Here is a 20807-nt window from a genome sequence, read left to right as displayed (position 1 = left end):
GTAATGGAATATTACCCTTAGAATAAATTAATCTGAATGTTCGATAATATTCATACCATTCTGTTATTAAACACGAACGTTGAATCAGATTTTTTGATTTTATGTTCGTGTTTTTTCGCTATTTTTTATTGACGAGTTGTTTCTATCATTGTTACAATAATTGAGGCTTGAAAATTGAGATACAAAGGTATCTAACGGAGGTGCTGATTATGACATCAGTAGTAGTTGTAGGAACACAGTGGGGAGACGAAGGAAAAGGTAAAATTACAGATTTCCTTTCGCACAAAGCCGATGCCATCGCTCGTTTTGCCGGTGGAGATAATGCAGGACATACCATTAAAATTGATGGTGAAACTTATAAATTACATTTAATTCCATCAGGGATCTTCTATAAAGATAAAACTTCAGTAATTGGTAATGGATTAGTTGTGAATCCAAAATCATTAGTAACAGAGCTTAAAGGTTTACAAGAGCGTGGTATTAATACAGATAATCTACGTATTTCTAATCGTGCACATGTGATTTTGCCTTATCATATTAAACAAGATATTGCGGATGAAGAAAGTCGTGGAGACAATAAAATCGGCACAACTTGTAAAGGTATTGGACCTTGTTATCAAGATAAAGTAGCACGTATTGGGATCCGTATGGCTGACTTACTTGATAAGGAAATCTTTGAGGAAAAACTACGTCATAATTTAGCCATTAAAAATAAGTTATTTGAGAAATTCTATGAAGTTGAAGGCGTAACATTCGAAGAAATTTTCGAGGAATACTATGGTTACGGACAAGAAATTGCTAAGTATGTTACGGACACGTCTAAAATTTTGAACGATGTCCTTGATGAGGGCGGTAAAGTGCTATTCGAAGGTGCACAAGGAATTTTACTTGATGTCGATCAAGGTACGTATCCATATGTAACATCTTCAAATCCTGTTGCTGGGGGAGTAGCGATTGGTGCAGGTGTTGGGCCATCACGCGTAACAAGCGTTATTGGTGTATCTAAGGCCTATACATCTCGAGTAGGAGATGGACCATTCCCAACGGAGTTGTTCGATGAAGTAGGTCAACAAATTCGTGAGGTTGGTCGCGAATATGGTACAACAACAGGTCGTCCACGTCGTGTAGGCTGGTTCGACACAGTCGTTGTTCGTCACTCACGCCGTGTAAGTGGCATTACTCATCTTGCTCTTAACTCTATCGATGTTTTATCGGGCTTAGAAACAGTAAAAATTTGTACAGCCTATAACTATAAAGGTGAAACAATCACAGAGTATCCAGCAAACCTTCATATTATTGAACAATGTGAGCCGATTTATGAGGAGCTTCCAGGCTGGTCTGAGGATGTAACAAGCTGCAGAACTTTAGAAGAGCTACCTGAAAATGCACGCCGCTATGTGGAGCGTATCAGCGAACTAACGGGCATTCAAATTGCTACTTTCTCTGTTGGACCTGCACGTGAGCAAACAAACGTGTTAGTGGACGTTTGGGAAGCATAATAAAATAAAATGAAAAGGGCGTGCCAAATGCGGCATGCCCTTTTTTAGTGAATATCTTTCTTCTTAAAGCGACCACCTTTTACCTCGGCGATATTACCGATGGCTAGAAAAGCATTGTCATCTATTTCAGCGACGATTGTTTTCAATTTAGATTCTTCTAAACGAGTAATAACGGTAAATATGACTTTCTTGTCATTCCCCGTATAAGCTCCCTCTCCGTGAAGGAAAGTAACGCCACGACCAAGTCGATCCATAATCGTTTGTCCAATTTCATCAATGTCATCACTTATGATATAAACCGATTTAGATTCTTCCAATCCTTGAATAACAATATCAATCATTTTATAGGCAATATAGTATGCAATGATGGAGTACATGGCTTGCTCCCAATTAAAAATAAATCCTGCCACCGTAAAAATAATGATATTGAAGAACATGATGATTTCACCAACTGAAAAAGGTGTTTTGCTATTAGCTAAAATAGCTAATATTTCAGTTCCATCCAATGAACCTCCATAACGAATGACAATTCCGACACCAACTCCTAAAATCATTCCTCCAAAGACTGTTGCCAATAATGTGTCTTCCGTAAATGGATGGATATTATGTAAGGCGAGTGTTGAAAATGAGAGTACGGTAATACCTAGACCTGTGGACAATGCAAAGGTTTTACCAATTTGTTTATAGCCTAAAAAAATAAAAGGTAAGTTTAAAATGAAGATGAAAATACCAAGGGGTAATTTTAATAAATGAGATGTGATAATGGAAACACCTACGATGCCACCATCCATAATGTGGTTGGGTACTAAAAACAGTTCCAAGCCCAATGCCATTATAATCGCGCCTAGCGAAACCATAATAATTCTTGCAAAAACTTTACGCATGCTATTTTTCTGAGGTCTCAACACTTTTGTTGTGATCTCAGAGGTTTGTGAATCACTCAATTTAATCGCTCCAATCAAATAGTGTACCTTCTATATATATTTTATCGGAATATTAAAAAAGTAAAAAGTATTAAGTCAAAATTCACTTGAAAAAATTTGAGAATAGTATACAAATGATAGTTAAATTGAATTTTAAGAACCAATATATGAATAAAATTACAGTATTTATAAACTATATAAAATATATTCTATGTAACAATAAGTAGATAAATAATACATTTACATTACAAAAGAGTGAAATCGTTCAAACGTCATTTTCTTTATGGTACATTATAGGGGTGCAAAAAATCCTTGTGGGTAAATCATCCTACAGTAGGGTAAAGTTGGAAGGGGCTTTATTGATGAATTCGTTTTGGAAAAGAAAAGAAGAAAACAATAGATTCACCTACAATTTTTCTTCTTTTAAAAAGGCTTCAATCATTGTAGTTTTAATGACAAGCCTAACGATTAACATGGGATTTGCTAAGGAATATAACAAAGAAAACTTAAATAAAATTTACCACGTCTATGTGGGAAATGAATATATTGGTGCAGTATCTGATGAGAAAGCAATTCAAGAAATAATTGCATCAAAAGAAAAAGTGGCAAGTCAGCAATTCAAAGGTTTATCCATTGATGCTAGCTCAGCTGTTAAAATAATCCCAGAACAAGTATTTACAAATGAAACAAAAGATGCAGAAACATTATCAAAACTTAAGCAATCTTTAGTGGCCAAATCAGATGCCTTTACATTATTAGTAAATCACAAACCAGTAGTATCACTAAAGAATACGGAAGCTTATGAGAAAACTGTTCAAATGTTAAAGCTACAATATGTTTCTCAGCAAGAATTAGATAACTTATCAAAACGCCAAGCTAGCAATAATCTACCAGAATTAAAAGATGGTGAGTCTAGACTTCTAAATGTTTCCTTTAAACAAGGAGTTTCAGGGTTAACACAAAAAGTGACACCCACTGATATATTATCACCTGAGCAAGCCGTGAAGTTTTTAATGACAGGCTATCTTGAGCAAGAAACATATAAAATTGAATCAGGAGACGTGTTAGGGTCAGTTGCTAAAAAACATAATTTAACAACAAGTGAACTACTAGCTCTAAATCCGGATATCACAGTAGATACAGTTTTACAAATTGGACAAGAATTAAATGTTACTGTGGCAAAGCCATTTGTGACACTTGAAGTAAAAAAGGAAAAGAAAGTTGCGGAAGTCATTCCGTTTAAAAAAGTAATTGAAGAAGATCCTACTATGTATAAAGGTGAAAAGGTCATCAAGCAAGAAGGTGTTAATGGAAAAAAAGAAACAACTTATGCATTAACATCTGAAAATGGTACACAGACATCAAAAGTTGCCTTAGAGGAAAAAATACTTCAACAACCAGTAGATGAAATTGAAGTAGTTGGTACAAAGGTTATTTCTTCACGTGGAACTGGAGAATTTGCATGGCCAGCAGTCGGGGGCTATATTTCAAGTGGTATGGGTGAACGTTGGGGAGCCTTCCATCGTGGTATTGATATCGCTCGACCAAGTAACTATAATATTTTAGCTGCTGATAATGGTGTAGTTGTTGCTGCTGGCACTTCTGGCACCTATGGTAATCGTATTGTTATTAATCACAATAATGGTTTTACAACACTTTATGGACATTTATCTTCAATTAATGTTGAAGTCGGACAAGTAGTGGAAAAAGGTTCTGTGATTGGTATTATGGGTTCCACTGGAAATTCGACAGGTACACATTTGCACTTTGAAGTTGAAAAGAACGGTTCATTAGAAAATCCGTTATCTTATGTAGGCCGATAAAACATGTTGAATAGAAGGCAGTCCGAATAATGGACTGTCTTTTTCTATTATTTCCCGAGAAATAATTGTTGAATTACATCGCTTTTTGTCACAGTATTAGAGGGATTGAATATCGATTAATGCATAGAATCCGAAAGCATGATAGAGTTAAGAGTAGTGAATTTACAAATACACATTGTTTAAGAATAGATAAGAAGCGAAAGGGAGAGTATGTATGAATAAAACAATTTTAGTTGTTGATGATGAGAAACCAATCGCAGATATTTTGCAATTTAATTTAATAAAAGAAGGCTATAAAGTTATTTGTGCTTATGATGGTGATGAGGCATTAAAGAAAGTAGAGGAAGAGCAACCAGATTTAATGCTTTTAGATATTATGCTGCCAAAGCGTGATGGGATGGAAGTTTGTAGAGAAGTACGTAAAAAATATGATTTTCCGATTATTATGCTAACAGCTAAAGGCTCTGAAATTGATAAAGTATTAGGATTAGAGATGGGTGCAGATGATTATGTCACAAAGCCATTTAGTACAAGAGAGCTGATTGCACGTGTAAAGGCCAATATGCGCCGTTTACAAGTAGTCGCTCCAGCAGCAGAAGAGGCTGAGGAGGAGTCGAATGAGATTGTCGTAGGTTCGCTTGTTATTCAACCAGATGCTTATTTAGTAATGAAGCGTGATGAAGCAATTGAATTGACACATCGAGAATTTGAGTTACTTCATTATTTAGGGAAACATATTGGACAAGTAATGACACGGGAGCACCTCCTACAAACAGTATGGGGCTATGATTACTTTGGTGATGTACGAACTGTTGATGTAACAATTCGCCGTTTACGTGAAAAAATTGAGGATAATCCTAGTCATCCCGCTTGGATTGTCACACGACGTGGTGTAGGTTATTATTTACGAAATCCTGAACAGGAGTAATAGGAATGCAGAAAGTGAGCTTCTTTAAATCCATTCATGTCAAACTAGTGCTGATTTATATTTTATTAATATTGCTTGCTTTACAAATTATCGGTATCTATTTCGCTCGTGAATTAGAAAGAAATTTGAAGAGCAACTTCCAAGATTCCATTTTTCAGCGAGTTGACTTGATGCAATATAGTCTTCGTGAGGAAATTTTAAAGGAACGCGATGAAAGCATGCCTAAACTAGAGGAGAGCCTAAAGTCAATTGTTATGGAGTTTTCTACTGGTTTAAGGGATGTTTCAAATGGTGATATTTTAGAAATTCGTGTCATTGACGATAGACAAAGAATACTTGCAACATCTGAGCTTGAAAATCAGAATTTAATAGGTCAGCGCTCTAATACTGATCTTGTACGTCGAGCGATATCTGCCGAAACACTGTTTGATATTATTAAGCTGGACAATAAGACGAGAAATCGTGTGTGGGTTTTAGCGAATCCCATTCGTGCGGGTGCAGGACCAGATGATGAAATCATTGGTGTACTCTATATTGAAGCCAATATTGAATCAGTTTTTGAACAAATGAATGATATTAATCAGATTTTCCTTGGTGGTACGGCAATGTCCTTGGTCATTACCATCTTCTTAGGTATTCTTGTGGCAAGAACGATTACACAGCCTATTGCTGATATGCGAAAGCAGGCTCAGGCAATGGCGAAGGGGAACTATTCTCGAAAGGTACGTGTATATGGTACAGATGAAATCGGCCAGCTAGCCATTACCTTTAATCATCTAACCAACCGTTTGCAGGAAGCACAATCGACCACAGAAGCTGAACGTCGAAAGCTAGATTCAGTTCTGAGTAATATGACAGATGGTGTAATTGCAACAGATCGTAAGGGACGTATTATTCTCATCAATGACCCTGCATTGGAATTACTGCATATTTCAAGAGATATTACATTAGGGCGTCCTATCGCCTCTGTATTGGGGATTGATCAGGAATATAGTTTTGAAGACTTAATTCATATGAATGATGCCGTGAATTTAAACTTCAGTACAGCAGATGCTCCCTATATACTTCGTGCTAATTTCTCTGTTATTCAAAAAGAAACAGGCTTTATTAATGGTCTGATTACTGTTTTGCACGATATAACAGAGCAAGAAAAGATTGAAATGGATCGTCGAGAATTTGTATCGAATGTATCACATGAGTTAAGAACGCCATTAACAACAATGCGTAGTTATTTAGAGGCACTTGCAGATGGTGCATGGAAAGATGAAAATATTGCTCCTACGTTTTTAAATGTGACACAAACCGAAACAGAGCGTATGATTCGTCTAGTAAATGATTTACTGCAGTTATCAAGAATGGATAGTTCAGATTACGAGTTGAATAAAGATATTGTCTTATTTAATTCATTCTTTAACCGCATTATAGACCGATTTGAAATGTCTAAGTCTGACAAGGTACATTTTGAACGATTATTCCCTGAAACCTCCTTTTATGTAGAAATTGATACGGATAAAATCACACAAGTTATTGATAATATCATTTCCAATGCTATTAAATATTCTCCAGATGGTGGCAATATTCGCTTTGGCTTTACGGGACAGGATGACATGTTGAAAGTCATGATTTCAGATGATGGCATGGGCATTCCTAAAGAAAATGTTGGCCGTATTTTTGATCGCTTCTATCGTGTGGATCGTGCACGCGCTCGTTCTATGGGAGGAACAGGCTTGGGACTAGCTATTGCGCGGGAAATGATTGAAGCACACGGCGGTAAGATTTGGGCTGAAAGTGAAGAAGGACAGGGTACAACAATTTTCTTCACATTACCATATGATGCAGATGAATTTGGTGAGGCAGGTGAGTGGGAATGAAATATATAGAGCCAGTTAAATCTGTTGTATTATTTCTACTTGTTATGCTGAGTGTGATTTTAACTTTTTTAATTTGGACCTATACACCTGATTATAAATATATTGAAAAAACAGAGGGCGAGGAAATTTTAATTAAGCCGCAAAAGGATATGGAGGATATTATTCGACCATACAAGGCTATTTTCCGATCTGAAGAAGAGTTTACAGGCACAGTTTCTAATGCAGCTATGAAAGACATGATGAAAGTATTTAAAGGCTGGAATGTTTTAGATTTGGTGTCTGTAAACAATAATCTTTCTGCAAACTATGTGAATCAAATTATTGGCGCAGATCATCGAATGACAATATTTTTTACAGGAGAGATTCCTTTTTCAGCTTTTAACACAACCTTTCAGTTCACTGATAAGGAATTACCAGAAACAACGTTCAATCGTATGATTATAGATTGGAGTAATTACAATAGTAAAGAATTGATGTTGTATTACATTAGTGGTAATAACCAATCATTATTCCGCTCACATGTCAGTGTGCCAAACATGAATCAATTTATACAGGAAGTCATAGAGCCTGCCAAAAAATATGAGGTTTTTAAAGAAGTAGAAAGAGAAGGCTATACATCTCTTTATTTGGCGAACAGTAATATTGAATCTGTAAAATATACGTATTTTATTGAGGATATTACGCCAGAACTATTTAAAAATGTATTATTCCCAGATCCAAATATTGTGCAGCGGAATGTGGAAAGTGCATCCTCTGAAAAATATACAGATGGTATGTCGTTAATGACCTTAGAAACAAATCTTAAATCATTAAACTATGTTTATCCTGCTGCAGAAAGTAGTATTAGAGTCGAGCCATCCAAGCTTTTAAAGGATAGCTTTGAATTTATTAATGAGCATGGAGGATTTACCGCAGATTTCCGCTATGCTTCATCCAATACCAATAAAAATCAAATAGATTATCAAATGTATTTGCAAGGTTTCCCTGTCTATAGCAATCATGTCATTACACGAATGACAACGATTTGGGGAGATAGTCGAATTTTCCATTATAAGCGTCCATACTTCTCATTGGATATGGATATATCATTGGAGAAAGAAATCAAAGAGTTAGCATCAGGTGCGGAAATCGCAGAGAGATTAAAAAGCGCTAACAGTATTCCTCTGTCTGATATCGATGAAATCGTCTTAGGCTATTATTTAACACAAAATCAAGAACAGAATATATTTATATTTGAACCTTGTTGGTTTGTTATTCGTAATGGTACATGGACTAAACTGACTCCTGAAGTATTAGGAGGTGTTAAAAATGGATTGGAATAGAACAAAATCTATTTTTATATTCGTTTTTTTAATACTGAACATCTTCTTGTATTCACTTTATGTCAATCGCTATAATGAAGCAAAAGATATTGAGGTACCAGGTGAAAGAACAATAGAAGCTCGTTTAAAGGATGATAATATTACGTATGGCACGTTACCAAATAATATTGAATCTGCTTCGTATATGACAGCTCAAGTGCATAAATTCACACCAGCCGAATTTAGTAATAGTAACCAGCAAGTTAAATTTAAGGATGATAATAATACAAAGGCTCGTGTTATTTTTATGAGGCCTGTTAAATTACGTAATGTAAGTGATGACACAAGCTTTACAGATTTTGTCCTAGCAAACGTCATTGAAGGTGCATCTTATGCTTTATGGAAAATAGACCGCGAAGAACGAGTCGCAATTTTTTTCCAAAAGACAAACAATCGAATGTTCTATTATAGTGGTTCATTAAAAATAAAATGGAATGCTAATAACGAAGTAACAATGTATGAGCAAACAATGATTGATAATATTGAAGAAATGGAACAGCAGGAAACAGTTATTCCACCACTTCAAATTATTCAAACTTTGTATGCAAAGGGACCGCTCAAGCCAGATTCTCGCATTACACAAATGAAACTAGGTTACTCAACGCTTGTTAAATTAACACGTACTCAGGTATTGGTGCCAACATGGGAAGTTCAAGTGAAATTATCTGATGGGACAAAAGAAGAGTACTTTGTGAATGCAGTAGAAGGTAAAGTCATCGAAATCCAGGAGGACAAGCAAGAGAGCGAAGAAGAAGACTGGGGAGTTGAATAATGCGATTTAGTGTTTTAGCAAGTGGCAGTACAGGGAATTCGATTTATGTAGAGAATGACGATCATGCTTTTATCGTTGATGCGGGTCTTAGTGGGAAAAAGATGGAGCAGTTATTTACAAAAATCGACCGTAATATGAAGCAGCTCAGTGGTATCTTTGTTACACATGAGCATAGTGATCATATTAAAGGAATTGGTGTACTGGCACGGAAATATAATGTACCAATTTACGCAAACGCCAAAACGTGGCAGGCAATGGATGGGCTTATTGGGGACATTCCTGTAGAGCAACGTTTTGAATTTGAAATGGATACAGTGAAGCATTTTGGTTCTTTAGCTGTTGAATCCTTTGCTGTTTCACACGATGCAGCAGATCCAATGTTCTATACTTTTCATGAAAATGATCGCAAGCTTGTTATTATTACAGATACAGGCTATGTCAGTGATCGTATGAAAGGAATTATTCGAGGCGCTGATTCTTTTGTCTTTGAAAGTAATCATGATGTCAATATGCTACAAATGGGACGCTATCCTTGGTCTATTAAACGTCGTATTTTAAGTGATGTAGGACATGTGTCTAATGAGGATGCAGCAATTGCAATGAGTGAGGTTGTATTTGATAAGACGACCAATATTTATCTTTCACATTTAAGTAAAGATAATAATATGAAAGAGCTAGCACGTATGAGTGTCGCACAAACCTTACAATCTTGTGGCATCCTTGTTGGTGAGCATGTTCATCTATTTGATACGGATGCAGAAGAACCAACAAAATTGGTGACGGTTTAATCATAGGCTATTTAGATAAAATTTGAAGCTGTTCAACGCATAAAAAAATGCATTGAGCAGCTTTTTTTATGCCTATTTTATTTGTTTTTCATCTGATTTTAATGTTTGAATCGTAAGATTAGGGTAACAACTAATTAGATAGCACTCAAAGGAAAGGATGACGAACATGAGCTATTTCCAAGATGATGATAAAAACAGTGATTTCCTTAAAAAGGATGAAGTACCGAAATCACCTCTTCAAGAAAGACTAGAGCGCGAGGAGCAAGAAATGCAGACTAAGCGCATGAAAAAGAAAGGTGGAGGAGGTAAAGGCGGCTATTTCTTTAGTGGTCTGGTCGGTGTCATTATAGGTGCTTTACTTGTGTGGCTTATGCTACCGGGACTTGTCAATCAAATGCCTGGAACAACAACAAGTAATACAGGAAAAAATAACACAACAATTAATCAGGTAGCTACAGAAGTAACGACAGATGTGACAACTGCAGTTGATAAAGCCTCACAAGCAGTTGTTGGTATCACAAATATTCAAGAAGTCACAAGCGGAGGTTTTTGGAGCCCACCATCAACGACAACAAAAGAAGCAGGAAGCGGTTCAGGTGTCGTTTATAAAATTGAAGGTGACAAAGCCTTTATCATCACAAATAACCATGTTATTGAAGGGGCAAAGCAGTTAGAGGTCACAATGCCAGACGGAACAAAAGAACCTGCACAATTAGTGGGTCACGATGTTTGGACGGACCTTGCAGTTATTTCTATTAACTCTAAAAATGTTAAAACAGTTGCGACATTCGGGAATTCGGATGTATTAAAACAAGGTGAAACAGTGATTGCCATTGGTAACCCACTTGGTTTAGACTTCTATGGTTCTGTGACAACTGGTGTTGTTTCAGGTAAAGACCGTTCTGTACCAGTAGACTTAAATGGTGATGGCACAGAAGATTGGCAACAAGAAGTATTGCAAACAGATGCTGCGATTAACCCAGGGAATAGTGGTGGAGCACTTGTGAACTTAGCTGGAGAATTAGTAGGAATTAACTCCATGAAAATTGCTGAATCCTCAGTTGAAGGTTTAGGCTTCTCCATTCCAATTAATTCAGCTATTCCAATTATTGAGGAATTAGAGAAAAATGGAGAAATGAAACGTCCAACAATGGGAGTTTCACTTGCAGATTTAACAGATGTGCCATCATTCTATCAGCAACAAACATTAAAATTACCTGCAGAGGTGACAACAGGCGTTGTTGTAACAGATGTCATGAATAACTCACCAGCCTCAAAAGCAGGAGTTCAACAATACGATGTTATTGTAGAGATGGATGGTCAAAAAATCGAAACAACTATAGATTTACGTAAACATTTATATAATGACAAAAAAATTGGTGATAAGCTAACATTAAAAGTGTACCGTCAAGGTAAATTAGTCGAGCTATCACTAACATTAACAAACGGTAATACATTGTAAAGAAGATGAAAAGCGATGGAGATCTAATCAATCTCCATCGCTTTTTTTATGAGGATGGAGAAAATACTTTTATGAAATATTGTGGATAACTAGAAAATTGTGAATACTAATTCCGCACAGTAAATCGGGAGTAAAAGGCACTTCTTCCATACATGCTATTACTTTGTTACAATAGATTGTGGATAACATAGACTGATTTGTGAATAAGTTTGTGGAAATTTCGGAAAATAAGGAGACATCAAAAAATGGAAAAGTACAGCTGTGAAAGCCATATAGATCACGCTTTAGACATGTTTGTAGCAGAGCAAAAAGTGTTCCCAATTATGGATAAAATCGAAGAGGATAAAAAGTTATCCACAAAGTGTAGCTACTGTGAACAGGCAGCAGAATATATTGTATCAAGTAAATAACTTTACACAATATATAGAGAGTGCTTGTGGATATGTTGATAACTTTTGTGGATAATTTGTTTGTAAATGAATTGTAAAGGTGGATAACGTGTGAATATAACGATTGTATCAGTCGGCAAGCTAAAAGAAAAGTACTTAAAAATGGGGATCGATGAGTACGTAAAACGTCTTGGCGGCTATGCAAAAATGGATTTGGTTGAAGTGCCAGACGAAAAGGCTCCTGAACAACTAAGTGAAGCTGAAATGGATATCGTCAAGAAAAAAGAGGGCGAACGCATCCTGGCGAAAATTAGCCCAGATGCTTACGTAATCGCCCTAGCCATCAATGGCAAAATGAAAACCTCCGAACAAATGGCTGCCGATATGGAATCCCTCATGACCTACGGCAAAAGCAAAATCGCCTTCGTCATCGGCGGCTCCCTCGGTCTACACGAAGATGTCCTAAAACGAGCCGACGAACAGCAATCCTTTGGTAAGATGACACTTCCTCACCAGCTCATGAAACTTGTACTAGTCGAGCAGATTTACCGTAGTTTTAGGATTATGAAGGGTGAACCGTATCATAAGTAAGTGAGGTTTTTATAAGGTGATTAAAGCCGGACAGCTTTAATCACCTTTATTTTTATCCAAATAAAATACTACGTACACGTGATTGATTGCACATTGCTAAAACTCTGAGGTCTATTCTCATGCGTCTTTGAAGTAGTGATTTTGTTTTATCATCTTTACCTGGTCTTAATAAAAATGGATTTGTAGTATCATTGGCATAAAGATTTTCTGAAAATAATAAAAGTCCATTTGGTACTGCACCTAATTTTATTTGTTCCAAAGCTTGTCCTGTACCCTCATTTGTGAGAGAGCACATATTATAAATACATTTAATGAAAATATGTACAACTGGTGCAACTGTACCATCACTTAAGATATATAAAGGTGGTATGGTCGGAAGAAATACTTGTGAAGATTTTGGTCCTTGAATAGTATGTGTATTATTTACAATCCCCAAATCTATATTTCCCCATTCTCCGTTTCCAGATACTTGATTAGGTGATACTACTAAATCATAATGACTATCTCTAGGTCCCACAGACTTAATATCAATAAACAACATAATCGAATCAGTTTGCCCATTAGTAATTTCTAAAATATTTTTGGATGAGAGCAAATATCTTTCATCTGGACCTGTAGGTAAACCAATTTCTCTAATATTAAGAGAGGGGTTGCTAGAAATTAAACGAGTCAATTTTGCCCCTATAGCAGTTTCCCCAACCTCTAGCCAAGGGACTTGATCTCCAATTGGCATATTACCTCTATTTAATGGTGGATAATTCATCCAAAAGGGATGAAGGTGACTTGCTTCGTTATAATCCCTTTGGAATTCATCAAAATTATTGTTAATGGCGGATTCTAATAGTTCTAAAATATGAAGATCTAAATTTTCCAATATTACCTTATTTTCTTTGAATTTTTGTAAATGTGTGTTATATAGGTTGAACATGCTTTCACGATATAGTTGATACAAATAAAACACTCCTTAAAGAAAGAATTATAACTATCATACCTTATTTGGATGTATTTTCTAAGGAATGTTTTGTAGTTTCAAGGAAATGATTATTGATATAATATTAAAGAAAGAACTGGGAGGGTTTTAATTGAATACAAAGGAATACTTAAAATCAAACTCTCTTAATCATGGTGATGCACGAGAGTTGATAAAAATAATTGAGCCAAATAGTATTTCGTTAAGTGTTTGGTCTCCACCTTATCATGTCGGTAAGAGCTATGAAGAGAATGTAAGTTATGATGAATGGGTAGAATTAATTGACTCTGTTATAAATTCACATTTTGAAATTTTGAAACCAGGTGGTTTTCTAGTAATTAATATAGATGATATATTGGCTTTTCCTGACCCTGAAATGCCTAAATTTCAAGCGTCAAATCCTAAAAAACAAAGGGTAAGTGTTAGTAAAGAAGAAATTTTGAAGGTGTTAGAGGAGCAACCAAATTTAAATAAAAATCAGTTGGCTAAAATATTTAATTGTAGTGAACAAACTATAGAACGTAGGTTAAAAGGTAATAATATTAGGGGAGGGAAATATTCTGTACAAACAAAAGTTAAGTTAGCCGGCCCAGTACTTGAAAAGTCTGCAGAAAATGCTGGATTATATCTATATGATAGAAGAATTTGGATGAAAGATCCTACATGGAGTACATCACAGTGGCATTCTAGTTCATATAAGGCGGTTTCAGAGTTTGAATATTTATACGTTTTCTGGAAGCCAGGGGAAACTATAGTTGATAGAAATAAATTAACAAAGTCAGAATGGGTTGAATGGGGAAGTAGAGGAGTATGGACCATTCCTTCAGTTCGAAAAAATGATGATCATGAAGCAAAATTCCCATTGGAGTTACCGAGAAGAATAATAAAATTATTTACTAATCCAGGAGAATTAGTGCTAGATTGTTTTATGGGGAGTGGTACCACTGCTCACGCAGCTATATTAGAAGACAGGAAATTTATTGGTATTGAAAAGGAATTAAATTATGTAAAACTGTCTAAACGAAATTTAGAAGGGTTATTATCGGTGCAAAACATAATGAAAAATGTGGAAGGTATAGAAAGTAAGATTTCTGAACAATTAAAGCTAATGTAATAATAAATATTTGAAGCCCGAGTATCATCAAAGATACTCGGGCTTTTACTATGCAAAGAAGTGGTTTAATGGAATCATCAAAACGTGTAAACATCATATCAGTAAAGTTAGTAAAGGAATCAATTATGTTATACAAAGGTCGCCGTATCCGTAGTCCACAAAATAACTAAGAGTTATTAAAAGAATACCAGGGTAAAGTGGTTCGAGAGCATTTCATAGTCATGTGTTTGGACATGAGGAATGGGTAAACACACATAAGTACATTGTTTATCTGATGAGGGCATGAAAACTGCAATCATACCTTAATAATTTGTTTTCATTCACACTCCTAGCTAGCCAATACCAAATCCAGAAAATATCGATGTTAATGAATGCTTCGTTGTTCAGTCTCATTTTAGGAGATGAGAAGTATATTCTATTAAAGAAAAAGTAATATATGGAAGGAACACAAACTTATGAAAATCCTTAAAAGTATCTTAAAGACTGAAGTCACATATGATGATGAAATGAAAAATAAGTACGTTGTTAAAAAGGAATGGGATAAGAGCAAAAGAAAGGCACTGATTCTGATGAAAAGTGCTGGCTTAACAGATGAAATTGTACAGGATCAAACGACAATGTATGTCATGAATAATCTCGCAAAGCTTGGCTATGGTTCTGTTGTTATTATAAATTTATTTCCTTCACTTGAAGGAAAAGATACAAATGGGTCGGCTACTGAAAACTTAAAATTTGTTCAAGAAGAAGTTACAAAGGTAGATGATGTCATCATTGCAGTAGGTACAGGTATTGAAACAAATAAAGAGGCACTAAAACGACTGCATATGATTATGGCTATCTTCCTTGATAAGAAAGCAAACATACTTCAAATAGAAAGCTCTAGGGGGAGAAGAGGTTTCCATCCGCTGTATCCAGCAGTGAAAAAAGGGTGGAGGTTAGTTTCTTACGATAAGCCGACTGATTAGTTGCAAAGACGATACAACTAAAATTATGAACATATATTATTTCATTGAATACATTCTAGGAGGTAATTATATGCAACCATCAAAACGAGTAAGTATTGTGTCAGTAAAATTAGTTAAGGAATCAAGCATGTTGTACAGAAATCGACGCATCCGTAGCCCACAAGATAGTGCGGAGCTGTTCCGAGAATATCTAGGGGAAGTTGACCGTGAACATTTTATCGTTGCGTGCTTGGATATGAAGAATCAACCAACAAACATTAGCACTGTGCACATTGGTAGCATCAACGCTAGTATCGTTCATCCTAGGGAGGTCATGAAAACAGCCATCCTTAGCAATGCCGCTTCAATCATCTGTTGCCATCCACATCCATCTGGTGATCCAACACCAAGTCCTGAAGATATTGAGGTAACGGAACGATTAGTCGAAGTAGGGCAAATTGTTGGAATTGAGGTAATCGACCACATTATTTTGGGAGATGACAGATATGTATCATTAAAAGAGAAGGGGTATTTTTAAATGAATTTAAGTAGTGCATGAGCTCTAACATCTGAAAAAGGTGTTAGGGCTTTTTATTTTTCCATGAATGGGATGTGAAGTAAATGAAATCAGCAGTAAGGTTAAATGAAGTATTAGGAAAAAAGCTAAAAAGGAAGATAGGACTTCATGAAATAGGGTATGAAACAATGTGGTTTATGCATGATGAGTTAGATGAAGAGATAGTGCCTTTGAATATCATTTTAAATTTGGCAGAGCCAGTTGTTTGTGACAGTGCAAATTATACGGATGATAAAGGTAACTATTATACATTGATTGTCATCGAAACAGGTAACGTAAATCCTCACGAAGTATGGCTAGTAAATGATAAAGTGATACCCAATTTTATAGAAGAGTATTTAGTTTAAAAGATTAGGAAAAGTAACCGTAAAGGAGCACACTGTGTTTCTAAAAAGATTAGCGGAAATAGGAGGGGTAGAAATGTTAGAAGAATTATTAAAAGTAGTTATTATTGCAGTAGTAACGGCAGTCATTGATTATCTAATTACTGAAAAGCAAAATAAAACGTTAGCATATTAATAAGCAGAGGGAGTAGCGATTGCTGCTCCTTTGAATTTTTTTGAATTGAAAAGGTAAGGAAAACACCATAATTCTGTACTAAAAAACTAATCAACATTTGAAAATCCCCCAATTCCCCCAATGTTTTGTAGGTGAGAAACAAAAACATCTTTGAATCAATTTTTTTTGGAAAGTCAGGATGTTTTCCAATCAAACTCTCCGTAAAAAATCCTTTTACTCATTATTTAGAGGGGGATAAGGGGGATTGTTTAAAAGGTGTTTTATTAGTTTTTAAAAATCGATAAAAATTACCTATAAAAATACCTATTTTTTACTTCTGTTTTAAAATCTTTTAGGTTTTGGAATGAGCCCAGCCTGCTACTTTAAATTGGTCCTGATATAGCAGTTAATTTAAAAGAGATATATTTATGATTTTTATGATTGAAAATACATTTTTATATCATTTTTTTATTTTTGTTCGGATTATTATGAAGTTGAAAAATTATAAAAAGGTTGTATTATTCAATCTGTCAGGACATTGCGATAAAGAAAAACAAGTTACTTTATAGCAATGTATTTTGTACAGCAACATTTAAATCAAACATCTGTGATTTTATGGATGTACAAAGAGGAGGGTAGTTCAATGGATCAAGTAGAGTTGAAACCACTAGAGCAACAGGTAGCAGTAGATTTAGAAGGATTTATTCCTTCTATCTGTAAAGGAACGAATAAAACTAAGTCTAAAGCAGGTGTACTAACAATTGTAAATTCTAAAAAGAATGGTAAACGTGTTGTTCTTTCAAAAGAATTAATGCAGGAGTTAAATGAACCTAAAGAATTGCAAATTTCATATGGTTCGGAAGCTGTTGCAATTGGTTCAAACATCTTGGGTAATGAAAATTATTTCACGTTAAAACCACAGAAAACAAAATCGGTCATTTATTCTAGTGAACTTGTAAATGAAATTACAGAGCTTTATGACCTTAAATTTGTTGATAATGTATCGCAAACATTTTACCAAGTGCAGTATCAGGGAGAAGAAACGAGTAAGATTGCAATAATTTCGATGAATAAAAAATAATTAAAACAAATATAGGGGGTTTTACCATGTTACGTTACGATCTTAGTCAACCAATAAATGAATTAAGTGTTCCAGAAGAAGGGAAATATACTGCTACCATTCTTAGCATTAAAGAAGGAAAAGTACGTGATACCATTTGGGGAACAACCCCATCTGCTGTATTACTGTTTGAACTTGAAAATGGTCAAAAGGTGATGCAATCTATGTTGATTTATGTTGGGAAGGATTCTTTATTACAAAAGTTAGTCGAATCCACATTGGATACTACAGATAAGGAGGTAGACCTGTATGAGTTGATTGGAAAATCATGCATTGTGAAAATCGGACATGTACACCAACATGAAACCACTTTTGCAAATGTAGTCGATGTTTTTCCGTTAAGTGAACAACAATCTTAAACTGAAAGCTATACTTGTGCTCCCTTTCGTTGCTTGCCTATTATTCAATAATTGAAGGAGATTGTTTTATGGAAAGAATGGTTTTAAAACCAAAGGATACCGATGAGGTTCAATTAGGCCAATTTATTTTAAGAGACAAGACTTTGTATATCATAAAGGATACGAAAAACGGAAAAGAAAAAGTATTTCTTGCAAATGCCTCAAAAATTAAAAGCATTACTCGAACTATGGAAACAGGTCAACTAATGCTTGAAATTGAATACTTCTCATTTGATCGATGGGAGACTTTAAAAATTCCGAGAGGAAAATTAGTTCGAACAGAATTATCCTATTTACTGGATAAAGGTATGGATGTAGCTGGTCATAAAATGCAACCTGTCTTTCAATTTCTAGATTTCCATGAAAAAAGCATCAAGCCTACTTATGTTCATCAAAAGTTAGGTTGGATGAAGTTCCAGGAAGATACTTTATTTCGACTGAATGAAGCCATCCAAGGCAATGGGCGATTTTCTACTTATGAAGGTAAGTATTCCATTCAACCCAAAGGTAGTGAAGATGAATGGAAAAAGATCATTCAAAAGGATGTAATCGGACATACGGCGTTAGAAACTGTATTAGCTGCCAGTTTTGCTGCCCCAGTTGCTGCATGGTTAAATTTAGAACAAAAAGGTGACGTTGATTCCTTATTAATTAGTTTAGTAGGAAACTCTTCGTCAGGAAAGACAACTGCTGCAATATTAGCTGTTTCACCATTCGGTAATCCAAATATCTCTCAAGATGGGTTGATTCAAAGTTTTAATGGGACTATAAATGCTTTGCAGGCAGCTATCGCCGAGAATTATGGTGTTCCAATTGTTTTTGATGAGACATCTATGCATACAATGGGTGCAACTAATCTGACATCGTTCATTTATAAGCTGGCACAAAATAAGGAAAAGGCTAGATTGAATAAAGAATCAGAGCTTAAAGACCATCAAGCATGGTGTACAGTTATTTTCTTTACAGGAGAAGGCTCTATTCTTAAACAAGCAAAAAATAACGAGGGTTTAAGTGTTAGATTATTTGAATTTAAAAATATTAAATGGACTGATGATGCGGATCATTCAGAACGTATTAAGGTAGGATTATTGAATAACTATGGATATGCAGGAGCAACTTTTGTAGAGCATTTAATTCATTGTGGAGTGGATGCCATTGAAGAAAAATGGTCTGAGTATAAGACTTTAATGCTTGAAAAAATGCCTGAAACAAAATTTAAAACACGTATATCTAATAAGTTCGCTATCATTCTAACTGGAGCCTATTTTGCAAATGAAGCGTTGGACTTAAGCTTATCTATTGATGGAATTGCTGACTTTTTAGTTGAACAGGAACTAGATTCTATGACTAATAGAGAATTAGCACCGCGATTTTATGACCTACTTCGTCAAAAAATTATTCAATACCGTAAACATTTTAAGGTAAATAATAATTACACAGGTGAAAATCAAGAAATTTGGGGCATAATAGAAACTAAAAATAAAAAGACATATTGCTATATCCTTAATCAAAAGTATGAAGAGATAGCAGCAGAACTAGGTTTTACCGATGCTAATATACTACTAGAAGAGCTGAAAAAGATGGACGTTTTGAAACATGATGGGAATAAACTTAAAACAAAAAAAGTAGTGTTTAAAAAAGGGGAAGCCGAGCTACGTGAAATGTCTTTGACTGGTAAAGCATTTAGCTCAAGAGGTGATTATACTGTTTGTATTGTATATGATGGAGACATTTTGAAGGATTACTGTAAGGATTCATTGGATAACTTCAATCCGAACAGTGCAAATATATTTAGAAATGTTAATTCTATAAAACCAAAAAACGAGCTTGAAGCAATGGTTGAAAAAAGTAAGAGCAAAGGACTTTTTGACGAATGAAAATGGATGAGTGTCTAGTGTTTTTCAATCATGAAAATAAGCAATTAAGTGTGGGTACTCTTAAAGAATATAACAAGGATATTACTAACTTCAAAGCCTTCTTACAAAGTAAATACACTGAATATTTAGATATTATAAAGATTAATGAACAAGATTTGAATGATTATTTGAATATGCTTACGACTGATAAGGGCTATATGCCCTCCAGTCGTAACCGCCAAATGAATACGTTACGTACTTTTTTTAAGTTTTGTAAGAAAAAGCGTCTTATTGATGCAAATCCAGCTGAGTTTCTTGAACGATTAGAAGAACCTCCAAGGCAAGCGGTGTTCCTCACTTCAAATGAAGTGGGTGAATTGATTACTGCAATAGACCATAGACTTATCCAGTTAGTAGTACTGACTTTATTTTATACAGGGTTAAGAATTACTGAATGTTTAGATCTCGAACTAACCGATGTGGATTTTCAACAAAATAGCATTACGGTTAGGCATGGTAAGGGGGATAAACGTAGAGTCATTCCTCTGCATTCAGAATTAAAAACATACCTTCTAAATTACACTCAACAATGGCGAGTGAAAAGTAAATCCAAGCGACTCTTTTTGACAGAACGTACAAACGGTTTATCAGATGTATATGTTAATAAAGTACTGAAGGAAACAGTAAAAAAATTAAAGTGGGACAAGCATGTAACGTGCCATGTTTTAAGGCATTCTTTCGCTTCAGCCCTTGTACAAAATAATGTAAACATCGTTGCCATACAAGAACTACTGGGGCATGCAAGTTTAAAGACGACAAGTTCATATACACATATTCATCAGCAAACTGCTGATGAGGGTATTGAAACACTTACCATTTTCTAATTGTCCCCCAGATCCCCCGCCAATTTGAGCAAAAGACGG

20 protein-coding genes are annotated in these 20807 nt (G+C 35.2%); 18 read left to right on the top strand and 2 right to left on the bottom strand.

Annotated features, from left to right (window positions below; genetic code table 11):
• The first annotated feature begins 209 nt into the window (after nucleotides 1-209).
• Nucleotides 210-1499: an adenylosuccinate synthase gene (locus AC1RFD_RS18020; RefSeq protein ID WP_004233375.1), complete on the top strand. Its 1290-nt coding sequence runs from the start codon at nucleotides 210-212 to the stop codon at nucleotides 1497-1499.
• Nucleotides 1500-1543: 44 nt separating this feature from the next.
• Here AC1RFD_RS18020 and AC1RFD_RS18015 read toward each other — a convergent pair whose 3' ends face one another.
• Nucleotides 1544-2383: a YitT family protein gene (locus tag AC1RFD_RS18015; protein ID WP_227744975.1), complete on the bottom strand. Its 840-nt coding sequence runs from the start codon at nucleotides 2381-2383 to the stop codon at nucleotides 1544-1546.
• A gap of 401 nt (nucleotides 2384-2784) precedes the next feature.
• On the opposite strand from AC1RFD_RS18015, the gene AC1RFD_RS18010 reads away from it, so the two are divergent.
• The 9 genes from AC1RFD_RS18010 (at nucleotide 2785) to rlmH (ending at nucleotide 12407) form a co-directional block, all read left to right on the top strand.
• Nucleotides 2785-4245 carry a M23 family metallopeptidase gene (locus AC1RFD_RS18010; RefSeq protein ID WP_103119040.1) on the top strand — a complete coding sequence of 487 codons (1461 nt, stop codon included), beginning with the start codon at nucleotides 2785-2787 and terminating at the stop codon, nucleotides 4243-4245.
• Nucleotides 4246-4459: 214 nt separating this feature from the next.
• Nucleotides 4460-5173, top strand: coding sequence for a response regulator YycF (yycF, locus tag AC1RFD_RS18005; RefSeq protein ID WP_036077923.1), 714 nt, complete (start codon nucleotides 4460-4462; stop codon nucleotides 5171-5173).
• A gap of 5 nt (nucleotides 5174-5178) precedes the next feature.
• A complete protein-coding gene (gene walK / locus AC1RFD_RS18000; protein ID WP_048395245.1) occupies nucleotides 5179-7044 on the top strand; it encodes a cell wall metabolism sensor histidine kinase WalK in 1866 nt (621 codons plus the stop codon).
• Complete coding sequence (locus AC1RFD_RS17995) at nucleotides 7041-8366, top strand: YycH family regulatory protein (RefSeq protein ID WP_048395247.1); 1326 nt, start codon at nucleotides 7041-7043, stop codon at nucleotides 8364-8366. The genes walK and AC1RFD_RS17995 overlap by 4 nt, the downstream gene beginning before the upstream one ends.
• Complete coding sequence (locus AC1RFD_RS17990) at nucleotides 8353-9177, top strand: two-component system regulatory protein YycI (RefSeq protein ID WP_112116937.1); 825 nt, start codon at nucleotides 8353-8355, stop codon at nucleotides 9175-9177. Before AC1RFD_RS17995 ends, AC1RFD_RS17990 begins: the two co-directional genes overlap by 14 nt.
• Complete coding sequence (locus tag AC1RFD_RS17985) at nucleotides 9177-9965, top strand: MBL fold metallo-hydrolase (RefSeq protein ID WP_048395252.1); 789 nt, start codon at nucleotides 9177-9179, stop codon at nucleotides 9963-9965. Before AC1RFD_RS17990 ends, AC1RFD_RS17985 begins: the two co-directional genes overlap by 1 nt.
• A 166-nt stretch (nucleotides 9966-10131) precedes the next feature.
• On the top strand, nucleotides 10132-11427 hold the full coding sequence (locus tag AC1RFD_RS17980) for a S1C family serine protease (protein WP_054548822.1): 1296 nt from the start codon (nucleotides 10132-10134) through the stop codon (nucleotides 11425-11427).
• Between the two features lie 245 nt (nucleotides 11428-11672).
• On the top strand, nucleotides 11673-11837 hold the full coding sequence (locus AC1RFD_RS17975) for a CxxH/CxxC protein (protein WP_004233391.1): 165 nt from the start codon (nucleotides 11673-11675) through the stop codon (nucleotides 11835-11837).
• 90 nt (nucleotides 11838-11927) lie between these two features.
• Nucleotides 11928-12407, top strand: coding sequence for a 23S rRNA (pseudouridine(1915)-N(3))-methyltransferase RlmH (gene rlmH / locus AC1RFD_RS17970; protein WP_054548823.1), 480 nt, complete (start codon nucleotides 11928-11930; stop codon nucleotides 12405-12407).
• Between the two features lie 52 nt (nucleotides 12408-12459).
• On the opposite strand, the gene AC1RFD_RS17965 is transcribed toward rlmH, so the two are convergent.
• Nucleotides 12460-13359, bottom strand: a complete 900-nt coding sequence (locus tag AC1RFD_RS17965) for a BglI family type II restriction endonuclease (RefSeq protein ID WP_492475157.1) — start codon at nucleotides 13357-13359, stop codon at nucleotides 12460-12462.
• A gap of 130 nt (nucleotides 13360-13489) precedes the next feature.
• Between AC1RFD_RS17965 and AC1RFD_RS17960 the strand changes: the two genes are divergently transcribed.
• The 8 genes from AC1RFD_RS17960 to AC1RFD_RS17925 all read left to right on the top strand — a co-directional run bounded on the left by AC1RFD_RS17960 (nucleotide 13490) and on the right by AC1RFD_RS17925 (nucleotide 20768).
• Nucleotides 13490-14491, top strand: coding sequence for a DNA-methyltransferase (locus AC1RFD_RS17960; protein ID WP_492475156.1), 1002 nt, complete (start codon nucleotides 13490-13492; stop codon nucleotides 14489-14491).
• 455 nt (nucleotides 14492-14946) lie between these two features.
• On the top strand, nucleotides 14947-15456 hold the full coding sequence (locus tag AC1RFD_RS17955; RefSeq protein ID WP_492475155.1) for a DUF1643 domain-containing protein: 510 nt from the start codon (nucleotides 14947-14949) through the stop codon (nucleotides 15454-15456).
• 70 nt (nucleotides 15457-15526) lie between these two features.
• A complete protein-coding gene (gene radC / locus AC1RFD_RS17950) occupies nucleotides 15527-15973 on the top strand; it encodes a RadC family protein (RefSeq protein ID WP_492475154.1) in 447 nt (148 codons plus the stop codon).
• Nucleotides 15974-16056: 83 nt separating this feature from the next.
• Nucleotides 16057-16359: a hypothetical protein gene (locus AC1RFD_RS17945; RefSeq protein WP_492475153.1), complete on the top strand. Its 303-nt coding sequence runs from the start codon at nucleotides 16057-16059 to the stop codon at nucleotides 16357-16359.
• Nucleotides 16360-17153: 794 nt separating this feature from the next.
• Entirely contained in the window at nucleotides 17154-17591 is a 438-nt protein-coding gene (locus AC1RFD_RS17940; protein ID WP_492475152.1) for a hypothetical protein, read from the top strand.
• Between the two features lie 26 nt (nucleotides 17592-17617).
• Nucleotides 17618-17989, top strand: coding sequence for a hypothetical protein (locus AC1RFD_RS17935; RefSeq protein ID WP_492475151.1), 372 nt, complete (start codon nucleotides 17618-17620; stop codon nucleotides 17987-17989).
• A gap of 68 nt (nucleotides 17990-18057) precedes the next feature.
• Complete coding sequence (locus AC1RFD_RS17930; protein ID WP_492475150.1) at nucleotides 18058-19905, top strand: DUF927 domain-containing protein; 1848 nt, start codon at nucleotides 18058-18060, stop codon at nucleotides 19903-19905.
• On the top strand, nucleotides 19902-20768 hold the full coding sequence (locus AC1RFD_RS17925) for a tyrosine-type recombinase/integrase (RefSeq protein WP_492475149.1): 867 nt from the start codon (nucleotides 19902-19904) through the stop codon (nucleotides 20766-20768). Before AC1RFD_RS17930 ends, AC1RFD_RS17925 begins: the two co-directional genes overlap by 4 nt.
• The last annotated feature ends 39 nt before the right edge of the window (nucleotides 20769-20807 follow it).

This window comes from Lysinibacillus sp. GW823-FHT02G10 (genome assembly GCF_058797135.1).
This window is presented reverse-complemented; position numbering and strand designations above follow the sequence as displayed.